The following is a 13,798-nucleotide window of genomic DNA, read 5'->3' on the forward strand; positions in this document are numbered from 1 at the left end:
GCGGAGGTGTCCCCATGAGTTCCCTGCTGACGATGGCGATCACCGCCACGGTGGTGATGTACCTGCTGGCCATGGGCCTGGGCCTGGCGCGGCTGCTGCGCGGCCCCAGCGCGCAGGACCGCGTGCTGGCGGTCGACTTTCTCTACGTGGTGGGCATGCTGGTGATGCTGGTGCTGGCCATCCGCTACGACAGCGACATGTACTTCGAGGGCGCGCTGCTGATGGTGCTGTTCGGCTTCGTCGGCTCGGTGGCGCTGGCCAAGTTCCTGCTGCGCGGGGAGGTCATCGAATGAGCGCCGCCGACATCCCCCCCTGGACCGAGATCCTGGTCGCCGCGCTGCTGCTGGCCAGCGGCGTGGTGGTGCTGGTGGCGGCGCTGGGCCTGTGGCGCCTGCCCGACTTCTTCCTGCGCATGCACGCGCCGGCGCTGGCCTCCACGCTGGGGGCCTGGATCGTCACGCTGGCGTCCATCGTGCACTTCACCGCGCACGCCGAGGGCCTGGCCCTGCACGTGTGGCTGATCATCATCGTGCTGTCCATCACCGCGCCGGTCACCACCATCGTGCTGGCGCGCGCGGCGCTGTTTCGCCGCCGCCAGGCCGGCGACCCGCTGCCTCCCCCATTGGCGGGACGGCGCTGACCGGGCGCGCCCGGCTTCAGCGCAGAATCGCGACCCATGGCACTCGACGATCCCGACGGCACCCCCCAGCGCCTGGCGCTGGGCTCGGGGCTGGACGCCCTGCCCACCGAGCTGCACCGCCTGGTGCTCACGCTCAACCTGGCCGACGGCAGCGGCGAGGGCCTGGGCCGCTGCGTGGAAGACCTGCTGCACCTGTCGGACAACACCATCCGCGTGGAGCAGCTCACCGCGGGCGTGTACTTCGCCTTCAGCGGACTGGACCGCGACCCGCGCCAGGTGCACACCATCCCCGAGTGCCGCGACATGCTGCGCGCCCTGCACGAGCGCTGGCCGTACTGGCTGCACTTCCTGGCGCCGGTGCCCGAGCTGTGGACGGTGCTGCTGCTGTGCCTGCTGCCGCTGGGGCCGGGCGTGCGCCTGCCCAACGGCCGCATCGGCCACGAGCTGGACCGCAAGGCCCTGAAGAACCTGATGCTGGACCTGACGATCGCCCTCAACGACCTGCACGAGCAACACAAGGTGAAGCTGGCCGACCGCCAGCGCATCTTCAAGGCCGCGATGCACGCGATCGAGCAGGCGACCGGCTCGCGGGTCTGAGCCCCCCGGGCCGCGCGCTCAGTCCAGCGGCAGATCGAAGTGCATGACGTCCTCGCGCACACCGAGCTTGGTGTACAGCGCGATCGCGGGCTCGTCGCCGTGGTCGGCCTGCACGTACACCACCCAGGCCCCGCGCTCGCGCGCGATGGCGCGCAAATGGTCGATGAGTTGCGTGGCGATGCCCCGGCGGCGCTGGGCCTCGGCCACGGCCAGGTCGTACAGGTAGACCTCGCGGCGGCGGCGTTCCAGCTTGTCGAGCTCGTAGGCCACCAGGCCACCCACCACCGTTTCGCCATCGAGCGCCACCAGTGCGATCAGGCCAGGGCGGCCCAGGGCCTCGCGCGCCCAGGCTTCGTCGGGCGGGGCGCCCGTGTAGGTCTCGTCGTCGCCAAAGGCCACGGCGAACATCGCGTTCAGGCGCAACAGCAGGGCGTGGTCCTCCGGTCCGAGCCGGCGCAGGGTGGGGGCCGCCATCTCAGGCCCCCGCCGCCTGGGCGTGGCAGGCGCAGGCCTCGCCGTGCGCGGCCGACACCAGCTCGTCCAGGATGCCGCAACTCGAGCCGCCCTCGCCGTCCTGGCAGCGCTCGCGCAGGCGCAGCAGCTGCTTTTCGAGCGCGCGCAGGCTCTTGAGCCGGGCGCGCACGCGCGCCAGTTGCTCGTCCACCAGGCCATCCACGTGGCGGCAGTGCGAATCGGGGTCGTCCAGGAAACCCAGCAGGCGCTGCACGTCGGCCAGGGGCATGTCCAGCGCGCGGCAGTGGCGGATGAAGGCCAAACGCTCCAGGTGCTCGGTGGCGTAGTCGCGGTAGCCGTTGTCGCGCCGCGCGGGCTCGGGCAGCAGGCCCTGCTTCTCGTAGTAGCGGATGGTTTCGATGTCGACGCCGGTGGCGCGGGAGAGGTCCTTGATCTGCATGGCCGGGCTCCTGGAGGCAGTGTGGCGGGCGGTGGCCGACACTGTAGCCACTTCAGGGTGGATCGGGGCATTTCAAGGCCCCGCGGGCGCTCTGGTCCAATCGGGACCGGCCCTTCGCACCCGGTCCCGATGAAAACCCTGCTGCTGCGCCAATGGGCGGCGGCGGGCCTTTGGCATGATGGGCCCAGTGCGGCGCCCTTTGCCGCGAAGGACCTTGGCATGAACCACCCCATCGTGATCGTCGGCGGCGGCGCCGGCGGCCTGGAACTCGCCTGCAAGCTGGGCCGCCAGCTTGGCCCCGAGCGCGTGACCCTGGTCGACCGCCAGCTCTTCCACATCTGGAAGCCCTCGCTGCACGAGGTGGCCGCCGGCACGCTGGACATCCACCAGGAGGGTCTGTCGTACGAGATGCTGGCGCACGACAACCGCTTCACCTTCTGCCTGGGCGCGTTCAAGGGCCTGAACGCCGGGCAGCGGCTGATCACCGTGGACGCGGTGCGCGACGAGCACGGCGAGCTGCTCATCCCCGAGCGCACGCTGGTCTATGGCCAGCTGGTGCTGGCGCTGGGCAGCACCGCCAACCATTTCAACGTGCCCGGCGCGGCCGAGCACACCATGTCACTCAACCAGCCGGCCGACGCCGAGCGTTTCCGCCAGCGCATGCTCAAGCTGCTGACGGCGGCCGAGTTGCGCAAGAGCGCGGGCGTGGAGGCGGCGGTGCGCGTGGTCATCATCGGCGGCGGCGCCACCGGCGTGGAGCTGGCGGCCGAGCTGCGCGAGGCCAGCCAGGTGCACACGCGCTACGGCTTTCGCCGCCTCGACGGCCTGCGCGACGTGCAACTCACCCTGATCGAGGGCGCGGACCGCATCCTGGCGCCGCTGCCGGAGCGCGTGTCGGCCTCGGCCACGGCCCTGTTGCGCGAACGCGCGGTGAACGTGGTCACGTCCTGCCGCGTGGCCGGCGTGACGCCCGACGCCGTGACCGACACCGAGGGCCGGAGCTTTCCCGCCGACCTGGTGGTCTGGGCCGCGGGCATCAAGGCGCCGGCGCTGCTGGGCGAGCAGGGCCTGCCGGTCACTCGATCAGGCCAGGTGGAGGTGGAACCTGACCTGCGCGTGAAGGGCCAGGAGGCCATCCATGCCCTGGGCGATTGCGCGGCCTGCGCCCTGCCGGGCGGCGGCCTGGTGCCGCCGCGCGCGCAGGCGGCGCACCAGCAGGCCAGCTACCTGGCCAAGCGCCTGCGCCAGCTGGCCGAAGGCCGTCCACCCAGCCCGACGCCGTACCGCTACCACGACCACGGTTCGCTGGTGTCGCTGGGCACCCAGAGTTCGGTGGGCAGCCTCATGGGCAAGCTGTTCGGCCCGAGCTGGTTCGTGCAGGGCCTGCTGGCGCGGGTGATGTACACCAGCCTGCACCTGATGCACCACCAGGCGGTGCTGGGCACGGCGCGCACGGCCACGCTGGCGGTGGCGCGCTTCCTGGTGAAGCGGGCGACACCGCTGGTGAAGCTGCACTGAGCGGTGGGGCGGCGCTCAGGCGCTGCGCTTGAACATCGCCAGCAGGCCGCCCGCGACCACGAACAGCGTGCCGAACACGCGGTTGAGCGCGCGGATGTGCGCGGTCGACTTGAGCGTGCGCAGCAGGCGCGCGGCCAGCGCCGTGTAGCCGGCCATCACCACCAGGTCGGTGAAGCCCAGGGTCAGACCAATCACCAGGTACTGCGGCGCCAGCGGCTGCGCCAGGTCGAGAAACTGCGGCACCACGGCCAGCAGGAAGACGGTGCCCTTGGGGTTGAGCGCGTTGATGATCCAGCCGCGCGCGATGAGGTCGCGCGCGCGCCGGCTGGTGGCCGCCTCATCGCCGCTGGCCAGGGGCCGCGCGGGCGCGCGCCATTGCTGGATGCCCAGCCACACCAGGTAGGCCACGCCGGCCCATTTGACGACCAGGAAGGCCGTGCCGGACGCCGTGACCAGCGCGCCCAGACCCACCGAGACCACCAGCATCTGCGTCCAGATGCCCAGCACCAGGCCCAGGGTGGTGAGGTAGCCGCGGCGGAAACCGTGCGAGAGGCCGGCGCTCATGGCGGCCACGGCACCCGCGCCCGGCGAGATGCTGATGGCCCAGGAGGCGGCGAAGAAGGCGAGCCAGGTGGCGAATTCCATGGTGGGTGCTCGGTGGGAAAGGCGAAGCCGGCAATGCTAGCGCCAGGCGGGCGGCCCCACGCCGCCGCGGGTCGCCGCCCGGGGCCCGATTCAGTGCAGGCGCAGCTTGAACTGCAGCACCACCGCGCCGTCCACGTCCTTCATCGAGGGAATGAGGCCCAGGTTGATGCCGAAGCGCCGGCCTTCCAGGGAGGCCATGGGCAGGGCGGCGAAAAAGGTGCCGCCGCGCTTCATCGCCGGGTAGCCGTTCATGAGGCCGACCGCCGCGCCCAGCTTGACCGGGCCCAGGCTCCAGGGCTGCCAGTTGGCCGCCAGGTACTGGGAATGCTTGCCCACGCTGTTGTCGTAGACGCCGGCCATGTACGACAGCTCGGGCGAGGTGCGCCACTCGATGCCGAAGCCGAAGTTGCGCTCGTTGTGGTGCTTGCTGCGGTCGAAGTGGCGCGAAAAGCCACCCACGTTGATCCAGATCTGGGCCGCCGGCGTGGCCGGTGCCGGGGGCGCTGCCTCATCCGGGGCGGCAGAGGCCAGCAGCGGCAGGCCCAGGGCCAGCAGCAGCACCGAACGGGCTGGGCACCGACCAGAAAAACGGGAGAAACGCACCCACATGGCTGACCTCGAACACGGCGGCTCCGGCGGAGCCCTGGCCATGTTCTCGGCCAATCAAGCGGTGCGCTGAATGCCGCCGATCGGGCGCTGTACGGCCCGACCGTGACATGCTGATGACTTTCTTGGTTTCAGCGGCGGCGCGGCGTCGCCGGGCCGCGTCCTTCCAGGTGGCGGAAGTTGATGCGGCCCTTGGTCAGGTCGTAGGGCGACAGCTCCAGCGACACGCGGTCACCCGCGAGGATGCGGATGTGGTTCTTCTTCATCTTGCCGGCGGAATAGGCAATGAGCTGGTGCCCGTTGTCCAGGGTGACGCGAAAACGCGTGTCGGGCAGCACCTCGTTGACGATACCCATCATGTCGATCAGTTCTTCCTTGGCCATGCGGTTCCTTTCCAGAGACGGCCACGCGCCAACAAACCATCGCGCGACCGCCGGGCGGCCACGGGGCAGGGGTGCGTGAAAAAGGCCATCAGGGCGATGGCCAGCGGCAGGCCCGGGGCGGGAGTCCGGGCGGGGCGCGCTGCGGAGCGCGCGAAACCTGAGGATTCTACCGGCCTGGGCTCAACGGTGCTCGGGCAGCTCGATCTTGACCTCGAGCACGTCGAGGTTGTCCTGGCGCTCGAGCTGGACCTTGATGTCGTCGGGATTGATGCGGATGTATTTGCCGATCACCGCCACCAGTTCGCGCTGCAGCGCGGGCAGGTAGTCGGGCTCGGCGGCGCTGCGACCGGAACGCTCGTGCGCCAGGATGATCTGCAGGCGCTCCTTGGCGACCGAGGCGGTCTTTTTCTTCTCACCCAGCAGGAAAGACAGCAGGGACATGCCTTATTTCCCTCCGAACAGGCGCTTGAAGAAGCCGGACTTTTCGGCTTCGATGAAGCGCAGCGGCTTGTCCTTGCCCAGGAAGCGGTCGATCACATCGCCATAGGCCTCGGCCACGTCGCTGCCCTTGAGGTGGATGGCCGGCGTGCCCTGGTTGGACGCGGTCAGCACCGATTCGCTCTCGGGAATCACGCCGATCAGCGGGATGCGCAGGATGTCCTGGATGTCCTGCAGCGAGAGCATCTGGCCGTCGGCCACGCGGCTGGGGTTGTAGCGCGTAATGAGCAGGTGCTCCTTGATGGCTTCTTTGCCCTCGATGGCGCGGCGCGTCTTGCTGGACAGCATGCCCAGGATGCGGTCGGAGTCGCGCACGCTGGACACCTCGGGGTTGGTCACCACCAGGGCCTCGTCGGCGTAGTGCATGGCCATGAGCGCGCCGGATTCGATGCCGGCCGGCGAGTCGCAGACGATGTAGTCGAAGCCCATGCCTGAGAGCTCGTCGAGCACGCGCTTGACGCCGTCCTGGCTGAGGGCGTCCTTGTCGCGCGTCTGGCTGGCGGCCAGGATGTACAGGTTGTCGACCTGCTTGTCCTTGATGAGCGCCTGGTTGAGGTTGGCCTCGCCCTGGATGACATTGATCAGGTCGTAGACCACCCGGCGCTCGCAACCCATGATGAGGTCGAGATTGCGCAGGCCGACGTCGAAGTCGATGACCGCGGTCTTGTGGCCGCGCAGGGCCAGGCCGGTGGCAAAACTCGCGCTGGTGGTGGTCTTGCCCACCCCGCCCTTGCCGGACGTGACGACGACGATTCGGGTCATGGAATGGCTCCGTAGATTCGGTGGTTCGGTTTCAGGTGGACAGGGCGTCGATGACGAGGCGGTCACCGTCGGCGGTGCTGTGCAGGCGCACCTGGGCGGGCCGGCCCAGCAGGGCCTCGGGCAACGGCACCTCGCTGGTGCGGTACACGCCCGCGATGGAAATCAGCTCGGGCGCCATGGCCAGGGAAAAGATGCGCGCCTGCGCATGGCCGCGTGCGCCGGCCATGGCCTTGCCACGCAGCGGGGCGTAGACGTGGATGTGGCCATCGGCGATGACCTCCGCGCCGGGGTTCACCATGGCCATGACCACCAGGTCGCCGCCGCGCGCGTAGACCTGCTGGCCAGAGCGCAGGGGCTTGTCGATGACCAGGGCGCCCGGCGCAGGCACCGGCGGTGGCGGTGGCGCGGCCACCGGGGCCGCATTGGCGGACGGCGCCGGTGCGTGGCCCTGGCGGGTGAGCAGCGGTGCGTCGGCCAACGGCAGGCCGGCGGCCTGGGCGGCGGCGCGCTGGGCCTCGCTGGCCGCGTTCACGGCCACCGGGCGCAGGCGGTGCGCGCGCAGCAACTCGCTCACCTGCATCAGATCGGGCAGGGCCTGCTCGCCACTCAGGCCTTGCAGGTCGATGAGCAGCGGGTCGTGGTCGAAAAACTCGGGCTGATCGCCGTAGCGCTGGCCGAACTCGCGGCGCAGCAACTCCATGTCGCCCGACTTGAGCAGCAGCGCCAGCAGCGGCAGGTGAACGCTCTTGAGATCGAAGCTGGCGGGCGCTTGGCCGCCGAGGGACACGGGCATTACGAAAGGCGGGCGGGCGAAAGCCGCGCAGTGTAGCAGCGGGTGCCAAGGCCTTTCGTGAGCAACTGTCACCAGACTTTGGAACAAAGCTGTGGGTAATTCTGGAACAAGCCATGACTTGTCCACAGAAGGAGCGGGTGACCGCGGTTTGTCCCCATTCACGACCCGCGTTCAGCCGGGTGCTTCACACAGACTTGTCAGGATCGAAAAATCCTTGTCGCCAAAGGACAAGGGGCGCTTGTCCACAGAAGACAGCGCCCCTTATCTACTACTACTAATTTAAGAAATTGATTCAGTAGGAAGAAGTCAGAGGCGGGGTTGGCGCGGTTCGCCATGGCCTTTGAAGCCCTGGCCGCCGTGTCCCATTCGGTCGAAACGCTCCATGGGGCCGCGATGGCCCACGTGGCGCATGCCGCCCAGGCCCATGCCACGCTGCGCGTCGAAGGCCTTTTGCTGCGGGGGCGTGAGCTGGGCGTAGAAGCGGCGGATCGCGTCGTGGCGTTGCGCCACCTGGCGGTCGCGCTCGGCCTTCATGGCGTCCAGGCGGTCCAGGCGTTGGGGGGTGCTGAGCTTGGCCCAGTCCTCCCGGTTGGGGCGTTCACCCGCGGGCTGGGGGGCGGGTTTCATCTTCGCTACGAAATCGTTCCAGGCCGCTTCCTGTTCGGGGCGCAGCTGCAGGCTGTCCTTCAAGCGGGATTGGTGCTCGGCCATCCGCTGCTGCAGGCGTTCCATGCGCTGGGCGTGGCGCTGCGGGTCGTGGCGGGGGGCTTGGGCCTGGGTTTGGGCGGCGCTGGCGGCGGCGGCCGGCTGGGCCGGTGCGCCAACGCCTTGGGCGACGGCGGTGAAGGACAGGGCCGTGATGGCGGTGGCAGCGGCGGTCACGGCAAAGGCGCGGCGGCTGAACGAGGGTTTCATGGGGCACTCCTTGGTACGGTGGGACCACCGGCTGGTGGCGTGGGTCTCACTGTGGGCGGGATCTGTGCAGCAAAGTGGCAGGCTCTGTGTGGTTCTTGTAAAGATCCTTGTCGGCGCCGCCGCCCAGGTCGTCCAGGATGGGGCAGTCGGGCCGGTCGTTGCCGGGGCAGCGGACCACCAGGTCTTCCAAGGTGCGGCGCATCGCCTCCAGGGCGGCGATGCGCTCGGCCAGGTCGCCGATGTGCTTTTGCGCGATGCGCTTGACGGTGTCGCTGCTGCGCCGCCGGTTGTGCCAGAGGTTCACCAGGTCGCGGATCTCGTCGAGCGTGAAGCCCATGTCGCGCGCGCGGCGGATGAAGCGCAGCGTGTGCACGTCGGATTCGGCGTACTGGCGGTAGTTGCTGTCGGTGCGCCGCACCTCGCCGAGCAGGCCCAGGCCTTCGTAGTGGCGCAGCATCTTGGGCGAGATGCCGCTGAGCTGCGCGGCCTGGCCGATGTTGACCGGCCAGGCGGTGGTGTGGGTGTCCATCAGCCCGCCACCGCGTAGCCTTCTTCGCGGATGGCCGCGGCGATCTTCTCGCGCGACTGGCTGCTGTGCACCTCGACGCGGTTCTGCGGCCGGTCGATGCGCACCTCGGCTTCGGGGTCGATCTGCTTGATGGCGTTGGTGACGCTGCGTTCGCAGTGGCCGCAGGTCATGCCTTGCACGGTGAAGGTCTGGTTCATGGAGAGGCTCCTGTGTTGGGGTAGAGGCATTCTCAAGCTTGACACGGTGTCAAGGTCAAGCGCACGGGTTTGGGGGCGCGGAGCGGCCTTGACCTGCATCAAGGCGCGTTCGGGCGCCGCGTGGGAAGCTGCGGGGGTTCCACCCTCGAGGAGATCCGCCATGAAATCCGACGCCCTGCGCACCGTCCGGGACGAACACGCCAGCCTGTCGGCGATGCTGCGCTCGATGCTGGTGATGATCGATCGGGGTCCCGAGACCGATGGCCCCGAGCGCTTTTTCGATGTGCTGCGGGCCATGCTGTTCTACATCGGCGAGTTTCCCGAGAAGCTGCACCACCCGAAGGAGTCGGACCTGCTGTTCCCACGCGTGGCGCGCGCCGCGCCGCACACGCTGGAGACCATCCAGCGCCTGGAGAAGGAACACATGGGCGGCGAGGACCGCGTGCGCGAGCTGGTGCACCTGCTGATGGCCTGGGAGTACCTGGGCGAGCCCCGGCGCCAGGCTTTCGTGGACGAGGCCCAGGCCTACGTGCGCTTCTACCTGGCCCACATGAAGCTGGAGGAGCAGGTGGTGCTGCCGGCGGCGGAGCAACTGCTGGACGAAGCCGACCGCCGCGCGCTGGATGCCGCCTTCTCCAGCCATGTGGACCCGCTGAGCCCCGAGGGCCAGCGAGACCCCACCTTTGATCGCCTGTTCACGCGGATCGTGCGGCTCGCGCCCTCGCCGGTGGGCGTGGGCTGAGGTCAGGCGGCGAGCGCCGCGAGCAGCTCGTCGAACACCGACAGCAGGCGTTCCACGTCGGCGGGCGTGGTGGCCGGGCTGGCGAGCATCATGCAGTGGAAGGGCGTGAGCAGCACGCCGCGGTTGAGCATGAACAGGTGGGTGAAGGATTCGAGCGCGCCCTGGGCGTGTTCGCGCACGTCCTGGGCCTGGCGCGGGGTGCGTGGCATGAACTGCAGCTCGAGACGGGCGCCGAGGCGCGTCACGGTCCAGGGCCGGTGGGCGGCGTGCACTCGCTTGAGCAGGCCATCCTGCAACAGCGCGGCGATGGCCAGCATGTGGGCGTAGTTGGCCTCGGTGTGCAGGTGGGTGAGCGCCGCCTCCAGCGCGGCCAGGGTCAGTGGATTGCCCGACAGCGTGGTGCCGATGCCGCTGTGGCCCTCGGGCGCGCTGTCCTTGGCGCGCGCCATGCGCTGCGCGAGCTCGGCCGTCACGCCATAGACCGCGCAGGGCAGGCCGCCGGCCACGGCCTTGCCCACCACCAGAGCGTCGGGGTTCAGTTCGTGGGCGCGCGCGTAGCCGCCGAGCGCGGTGGAAAGCGTGTGCGTCTCGTCCACCACGAACAGCGTGCCGCGGCGGCGGCAGAGCTCGCGCGCGACGGGCCAGAAACCCCGGTTGGGTGGCACCAGGCCGAAGTTGGTGAGCGCCGGTTCGGCCAGCAGGCAGGCCACGTCGCCGCGCGACAGCGCCGCCTCCAGCGCGGCCAGGTCGTTGAAGGGCACCACGCGGGTGAAGGCGTGGTGGTTGTGCACCTGGCCCAGCACCGAAGGGCGGCGCACGGTGGTGCCCGAGGCTGGGTCGAGGTCGACCAGGGTGTCGTCCACCGCGCCGTGGTAGCAGCCGTCGAACACCAGCACCTGGGGCCGGCCGGTGGCGGCGCGCGCCCAGCGCAGCAGAAAGCGATTGGCGTCGCTGGCCGACAGCGCCAGCTGCCACACCGGCAGGCCGAACACGCGCTGCAAGGCCTCGCCCACGGCGAGCGCGTGCGTGGACGGCAGCATGCAGGTGAGGCCGCGCTCGGCCTGCTGCGCGATGGCCTGCGCCAGCGGTTCGGGGCTGTGGCCGAAGAGGGCCCCGCTGTCGCCGAGGCAGAAGTCGCTGTAGCGCAGGCCGTCGGCACAGAACAGCGCGGCGCCTTGCGCTCGCTCGACGGCCAGCGTGGCGGGGCCGGGCCAGTCGCGCATCCAGTGCAGGGGCACGCCGAAGAGGTAGTGGGCGCGTGCCGCTTCGGCCTGGGCCATGGAGCGCGGGTGGGTGGCGATGAAGCGCTCGGATTCGGACCGGTGGAGCGCCGCGAGGCGCTCGGAAGGAATGGCGAAGGCGTTCATGGGGTCACTCTACGGCGCGGGGCGCGGCCCGCACAGGTCCAGTGACCGGCGGGCCTGGAGGACCGGCGCGACAGGGCCCGCCAAGGCTTGCGCCCACAATGCCCGCCATGCCTTCGCCAAACCCGCTGCCCTTGATGCGCCTGGCCCTGGTCCTGTCGCTGGGCGCCGCGGTGTCGCTGGGGGTGACGCGTTTCGCCTACGGCCTGCTGCTGCCACCCATGCGCGACAACCTGGGCTGGAGCTACACGCTGGCGGGCACCATGAACACGGTCAACGCGGTGGGCTACCTGTTGGGCGCGCTGCTGACGCCGGTGCTGATGCGCCGCCTGGGGCCGTCGCGGCTGTTCCTGTGGGGGAGCTGGCTGGCCACGCTGTTGATGGCGCTGGCGGGTTTCCTGGTGGAGCCGGGGCCGCTGCTGGCGCAGCGACTGACGGCGGGCGTGCTGAGCGCCTTCCAGTTCATCTCGGGTGGCCTGCTCGCGGCCCGCCTGGCCGCGCGCGACGCCGAACGCGGCAGCCTGCTGCTGGGCCTGTACTACGGCGGCGCGGGACTGGGCATCGTGGCCTCGGCGCTGGCCGTGCCACCGCTGCTGCACGCGGCCGCCGCGCAGGCGCATGCCTGGGCCTGGGCGTGGTGGGGACTGGCGCTGCTGTGCGCGCTGGCCTCGGTCTTCATGGCCTGGCCCGCGCGGGTGCTGGACGAGCGGTCCGGGCCGTCGAACGCCGCGGCCCCGGCGGCGCCGGGCCGGCCGCCCGCGCGCCTGCGCGACATGGGTTGGCTGCTGCTCGGCTACGGCCTGTTCGGCGCCGGCTACATCGGCTACATGACCTTCTCCGTCGCGCTGCTGCGCGAGCAGGGCCTGTCGGCAGCGGGCATCACCAGCTACTTCACCTTGCTGGGCGTGGCGGTGTTCGTGGCGCCGCGCGTGTGGGCCGGCCTGTTCGACCGCGAGCGCGGTGGCGGGGCTTTTGCGCGCCTGAGCGCGCTGCTGGCGGTGGCGGCGCTGCTGCCGGCGCTGGCCAGCGGCTGGATGGTGGCCGTGGCCTCGGGGCTGCTGTTCGGTCTGAGTTTCCTCTCGGTCGTGGCCTCGACCACGGCTTTCGTGCGCCACAACCTGCCAGCGACCCAGTGGGCGCGCGGCATCAGCGGCTTCACCATCTGCTTCGCGGTGGGGCACATCGTCGGTCCGGTGCTCACGGGTTTCATCAGCGACGGCCCCGGCGGACTGGCGCGTGGCCTGGTGTTCTCGTCCGCGGCGCTGGCCTTGGGGGCCGCGTTCGCCTGGCGGCAGCGGCCGCTGTGAGGGCGGGGCGGTGGCGTGAGCGGCGGCTCGCGCGCCGGGTAAGCGCCACAGGCTGGGCACAATTTCGGCATGCGCCGACCCCTTCGAATCGCCCTCTGGTGCCTTCTGCCCCTGCTGCTGCTCGCGGCCCTGCTGCTGGCCCTGCAGCGCTGGGTGGCGGGCGAGGCCTTTCGCGAGCGGCTGGCGGCCGAGGCGAGCGATGTGTTGGGCGCGCCGGTGCGCGCGCAGGCCATCGGTCTGGCGCTGTGGCCGGTGCCCGGCGTGGCGGTGGATGGGCTGAGCATCCAGGCGCGCACGCCTTTGTCGCTGCAGCGCGTGGAGCTGCGGCCCCGCTGGTGGGACTTGCTGGGCGGTCGGTTGCGCGTGCAGACGCTGGTGGTGCGGCAGGCGGTGCTGCCCGAGGCCACGGTCGCGCTGCTGGGTGCGCGGGCGCGGGCCGCGCCGGCGCCCGCGCCGGCCGATGGCGAGGCCATCGACTTTTCGCTGTTGCCACGCGAGCTGGTGCTCGATGAGGTGAGCTGGCTCGCGGCCGACGGCGCGCGCACCACGGTGAACGCCGAACTGCGCTTCGCCGACGACGGCTGGCCCGCCAAGGCCGAGCTGGCCATCGTGGGCGGCGCGCTGCGCGGCACCACGGCCACGCTGCGCCGCGAGGGCGAGGCTACGACCTGGGCGCTGGATGCGCGGGTGGGCGGGGGCCGCGTGCGGGGTCCCGTCGCGGTGACCTTGCCCGGCGCCGGCGCGAAGGATCGGCGCGTGGTGCTGGATGGCCGGCTGCGCACCGAGGGCGTGGAGGTGTCGGCGCTGACCGCGCCGCGCAAGACGCTCACGGGCCGCTTGCAGGCCGACACCACGCTGGATGCGCGCTTTCCCGAGCGCGTGAGCGCCGAGGCGCTGGTGAACGCTTTGCACAGCGACACGCGCTTCACCGTCAGCGGTGCCACGCTGCATGGGCTGGACCTGTTGAAGGCGGCGAGCACCGTGGGCCTGTCCAGCGGCGGGCTGACCGAACTCGACACCTTGGCCGGCCAGGTGAACACGCGCGGCAAGGCCATTCAGCTGTCGAACCTGGTGGCGAACTCGGGCCTGCTCGCGGCCACGGGCGAGGTGGCGATCTCGCCGGGCCGGGCGCTGTCGGGCCGCGTGCGCGTGGACGTGACCCGCGGGGCCACGGCCGGCGTGGTGGGCGTGCCGCTGGCGGTGGGAGGCACGCTGGACGACCCTCAGGTGACGCTCACGCGCGCGGCGCTGCTGGGCGCGGCCATCGGCACGGCGGTGATGCCGGGCGTGGGCACCGGGGCGGGCGCCAACATCGGCGATCGGCTGGGCGAAGGGCTCAAGGGCTTGTTCGGCGGCCGCGAGAAGGGGCGCTGAACCCGGGGCTCAGGC

At 70.7% G+C, this 13,798-nt stretch carries 19 protein-coding genes; 7 read left to right on the plus strand and 12 right to left on the minus strand.

The window, feature by feature from the left end:
• The first annotated feature begins 14 nt into the window (after nucleotides 1-14).
• Genes SOM08_RS00455 through SOM08_RS00465 form a run of 3 tightly spaced genes read left to right on the plus strand, consistent with a single transcriptional unit; the run spans nucleotide 15 to nucleotide 1,237 of the window.
• Nucleotides 15-293 carry a K+/H+ antiporter subunit F gene (locus SOM08_RS00455; protein WP_116959066.1) on the plus strand — a complete coding sequence of 93 codons (279 nt, stop codon included), beginning with the start codon at nucleotides 15-17 and terminating at the stop codon, nucleotides 291-293.
• On the plus strand, nucleotides 290-640 hold the full coding sequence (locus SOM08_RS00460) for a Na+/H+ antiporter subunit G (protein ID WP_116959064.1): 351 nt from the start codon (nucleotides 290-292) through the stop codon (nucleotides 638-640). Before SOM08_RS00455 ends, SOM08_RS00460 begins: the two co-directional genes overlap by 4 nt.
• Nucleotides 641-676: 36 nt before the next feature.
• The gene (locus SOM08_RS00465) at nucleotides 677-1,237 is read left to right on the plus strand and encodes a hypothetical protein (protein WP_116959062.1); all 561 of its coding nucleotides are present in this window, start codon (nucleotides 677-679) and stop codon (nucleotides 1,235-1,237) included.
• 18 nt (nucleotides 1,238-1,255) lie between these two features.
• On the opposite strand, the gene SOM08_RS00470 is transcribed toward SOM08_RS00465, so the two are convergent.
• Nucleotides 1,256-1,711, minus strand: a complete 456-nt coding sequence (locus SOM08_RS00470; protein ID WP_322469830.1) for an AAC(3)-I family aminoglycoside N-acetyltransferase — start codon at nucleotides 1,709-1,711, stop codon at nucleotides 1,256-1,258.
• Between the two features lies 1 nt (nucleotide 1,712).
• Nucleotides 1,713-2,150: a Cd(II)/Pb(II)-responsive transcriptional regulator gene (cadR, locus tag SOM08_RS00475; protein WP_322469831.1), complete on the minus strand. Its 438-nt coding sequence runs from the start codon at nucleotides 2,148-2,150 to the stop codon at nucleotides 1,713-1,715.
• Nucleotides 2,151-2,369: 219 nt separating this feature from the next.
• On the opposite strand from cadR, the gene SOM08_RS00480 reads away from it, so the two are divergent.
• Nucleotides 2,370-3,668 carry an NAD(P)/FAD-dependent oxidoreductase gene (locus tag SOM08_RS00480; RefSeq protein WP_116959054.1) on the plus strand — a complete coding sequence of 433 codons (1,299 nt, stop codon included), beginning with the start codon at nucleotides 2,370-2,372 and terminating at the stop codon, nucleotides 3,666-3,668.
• Nucleotides 3,669-3,683: 15 nt separating this feature from the next.
• Here the strand turns inward: SOM08_RS00480 and SOM08_RS00485 are convergent, their stop codons facing one another.
• The 9 genes from SOM08_RS00485 to SOM08_RS00525 form a co-directional block, all read right to left on the minus strand.
• The gene (locus SOM08_RS00485; protein WP_116959052.1) at nucleotides 3,684-4,313 is read right to left on the minus strand and encodes a LysE family transporter; all 630 of its coding nucleotides are present in this window, start codon (nucleotides 4,311-4,313) and stop codon (nucleotides 3,684-3,686) included.
• Nucleotides 4,314-4,403: 90 nt separating this feature from the next.
• The gene (locus SOM08_RS00490) at nucleotides 4,404-4,874 is read right to left on the minus strand and encodes a hypothetical protein (protein ID WP_322469832.1); all 471 of its coding nucleotides are present in this window, start codon (nucleotides 4,872-4,874) and stop codon (nucleotides 4,404-4,406) included.
• A 176-nt stretch (nucleotides 4,875-5,050) separates the two neighbouring features.
• The gene (gene infA, locus SOM08_RS00495; protein WP_035622498.1) at nucleotides 5,051-5,302 is read right to left on the minus strand and encodes a translation initiation factor IF-1; all 252 of its coding nucleotides are present in this window, start codon (nucleotides 5,300-5,302) and stop codon (nucleotides 5,051-5,053) included.
• Nucleotides 5,303-5,482: 180 nt separating this feature from the next.
• Complete coding sequence (minE, locus tag SOM08_RS00500; RefSeq protein ID WP_070399603.1) at nucleotides 5,483-5,743, minus strand: cell division topological specificity factor MinE; 261 nt, start codon at nucleotides 5,741-5,743, stop codon at nucleotides 5,483-5,485.
• A 3-nt stretch (nucleotides 5,744-5,746) separates the two neighbouring features.
• Nucleotides 5,747-6,562, minus strand: coding sequence for a septum site-determining protein MinD (gene minD / locus SOM08_RS00505; protein ID WP_322469833.1), 816 nt, complete (start codon nucleotides 6,560-6,562; stop codon nucleotides 5,747-5,749).
• Nucleotides 6,563-6,593: 31 nt separating this feature from the next.
• A complete protein-coding gene (gene minC, locus SOM08_RS00510) occupies nucleotides 6,594-7,355 on the minus strand; it encodes a septum site-determining protein MinC (RefSeq protein ID WP_322469834.1) in 762 nt (253 codons plus the stop codon).
• Between the two features lie 306 nt (nucleotides 7,356-7,661).
• Entirely contained in the window at nucleotides 7,662-8,270 is a 609-nt protein-coding gene (locus SOM08_RS00515) for a Spy/CpxP family protein refolding chaperone (protein ID WP_116959044.1), read from the minus strand.
• Between the two features lie 46 nt (nucleotides 8,271-8,316).
• The gene (gene cueR / locus SOM08_RS00520; protein WP_116959042.1) at nucleotides 8,317-8,799 is read right to left on the minus strand and encodes a Cu(I)-responsive transcriptional regulator; all 483 of its coding nucleotides are present in this window, start codon (nucleotides 8,797-8,799) and stop codon (nucleotides 8,317-8,319) included.
• Nucleotides 8,799-8,996 (minus strand): heavy-metal-associated domain-containing protein, encoded by a 198-nt coding sequence (locus tag SOM08_RS00525; protein WP_116959040.1) that lies wholly within the window; start codon nucleotides 8,994-8,996, stop codon nucleotides 8,799-8,801. The genes cueR and SOM08_RS00525 overlap by 1 nt, the downstream gene beginning before the upstream one ends.
• Before the next feature lie 160 nt (nucleotides 8,997-9,156).
• Here SOM08_RS00525 and SOM08_RS00530 point away from each other — a divergent pair, with 160 nt between their 5' ends.
• Nucleotides 9,157-9,738: a hemerythrin domain-containing protein gene (locus tag SOM08_RS00530; protein ID WP_116959039.1), complete on the plus strand. Its 582-nt coding sequence runs from the start codon at nucleotides 9,157-9,159 to the stop codon at nucleotides 9,736-9,738.
• A gap of 2 nt (nucleotides 9,739-9,740) precedes the next feature.
• Here the strand turns inward: SOM08_RS00530 and SOM08_RS00535 are convergent, their stop codons facing one another.
• A complete protein-coding gene (locus tag SOM08_RS00535) occupies nucleotides 9,741-11,105 on the minus strand; it encodes a transaminase (protein ID WP_322469835.1) in 1,365 nt (454 codons plus the stop codon).
• A gap of 107 nt (nucleotides 11,106-11,212) precedes the next feature.
• Here SOM08_RS00535 and SOM08_RS00540 point away from each other — a divergent pair, with 107 nt between their 5' ends.
• Together SOM08_RS00540 and SOM08_RS00545 are read left to right on the plus strand one after the other, a co-directional pair.
• Nucleotides 11,213-12,409: a YbfB/YjiJ family MFS transporter gene (locus tag SOM08_RS00540; protein ID WP_416186985.1), complete on the plus strand. Its 1,197-nt coding sequence runs from the start codon at nucleotides 11,213-11,215 to the stop codon at nucleotides 12,407-12,409.
• Between the two features lie 69 nt (nucleotides 12,410-12,478).
• Entirely contained in the window at nucleotides 12,479-13,783 is a 1,305-nt protein-coding gene (locus tag SOM08_RS00545) for an AsmA family protein (RefSeq protein WP_322469836.1), read from the plus strand.
• Nucleotides 13,784-13,798 lie beyond the last annotated feature (15 nt).

The sequence above is a fragment of the Hydrogenophaga sp. SNF1 genome (assembly GCF_034421675.1).
GTDB lineage: Bacteria > Pseudomonadota > Gammaproteobacteria > Burkholderiales > Burkholderiaceae_C > Hydrogenophaga > Hydrogenophaga borbori.

What these genes read in the sequence shown, in the direction of transcription:
- SOM08_RS00455 (WP_116959066.1), top strand. Translation starts at nt 15, where the DNA reads ATGAGTTCCCTGCTGACGATGGCGATCACCGCCACGGTGGTGATGTAC.
- SOM08_RS00460 (WP_116959064.1), top strand. Translation starts at nt 290, where the DNA reads ATGAGCGCCGCCGACATCCCCCCCTGGACCGAGATCCTGGTCGCCGCG.
- SOM08_RS00465 (WP_116959062.1), top strand. Translation starts at nt 677, where the DNA reads ATGGCACTCGACGATCCCGACGGCACCCCCCAGCGCCTGGCGCTGGGC.
- SOM08_RS00470 (WP_322469830.1), bottom strand. Translation starts at nt 1,711, where the DNA reads ATGGCGGCCCCCACCCTGCGCCGGCTCGGACCGGAGGACCACGCCCTG.
- cadR (WP_322469831.1), bottom strand. Translation starts at nt 2,150, where the DNA reads ATGCAGATCAAGGACCTCTCCCGCGCCACCGGCGTCGACATCGAAACC.
- SOM08_RS00480 (WP_116959054.1), top strand. Translation starts at nt 2,370, where the DNA reads ATGAACCACCCCATCGTGATCGTCGGCGGCGGCGCCGGCGGCCTGGAA.
- SOM08_RS00485 (WP_116959052.1), bottom strand. Translation starts at nt 4,313, where the DNA reads ATGGAATTCGCCACCTGGCTCGCCTTCTTCGCCGCCTCCTGGGCCATC.
- infA (WP_035622498.1), bottom strand. Translation starts at nt 5,302, where the DNA reads ATGGCCAAGGAAGAACTGATCGACATGATGGGTATCGTCAACGAGGTG.
- minE (WP_070399603.1), bottom strand. Translation starts at nt 5,743, where the DNA reads ATGTCCCTGCTGTCTTTCCTGCTGGGTGAGAAGAAAAAGACCGCCTCG.
- minD (WP_322469833.1), bottom strand. Translation starts at nt 6,562, where the DNA reads ATGACCCGAATCGTCGTCGTCACGTCCGGCAAGGGCGGGGTGGGCAAG.
- minC (WP_322469834.1), bottom strand. Translation starts at nt 7,355, where the DNA reads ATGCCCGTGTCCCTCGGCGGCCAAGCGCCCGCCAGCTTCGATCTCAAG.
- SOM08_RS00515 (WP_116959044.1), bottom strand. Translation starts at nt 8,270, where the DNA reads ATGAAACCCTCGTTCAGCCGCCGCGCCTTTGCCGTGACCGCCGCTGCC.
- cueR (WP_116959042.1), bottom strand. Translation starts at nt 8,799, where the DNA reads ATGGACACCCACACCACCGCCTGGCCGGTCAACATCGGCCAGGCCGCG.
- SOM08_RS00525 (WP_116959040.1), bottom strand. Translation starts at nt 8,996, where the DNA reads ATGAACCAGACCTTCACCGTGCAAGGCATGACCTGCGGCCACTGCGAA.
- SOM08_RS00530 (WP_116959039.1), top strand. Translation starts at nt 9,157, where the DNA reads ATGAAATCCGACGCCCTGCGCACCGTCCGGGACGAACACGCCAGCCTG.
- SOM08_RS00535 (WP_322469835.1), bottom strand. Translation starts at nt 11,105, where the DNA reads ATGAACGCCTTCGCCATTCCTTCCGAGCGCCTCGCGGCGCTCCACCGG.
- SOM08_RS00540 (WP_416186985.1), top strand. Translation starts at nt 11,213, where the DNA reads ATGCCTTCGCCAAACCCGCTGCCCTTGATGCGCCTGGCCCTGGTCCTG.
- SOM08_RS00545 (WP_322469836.1), top strand. Translation starts at nt 12,479, where the DNA reads ATGCGCCGACCCCTTCGAATCGCCCTCTGGTGCCTTCTGCCCCTGCTG.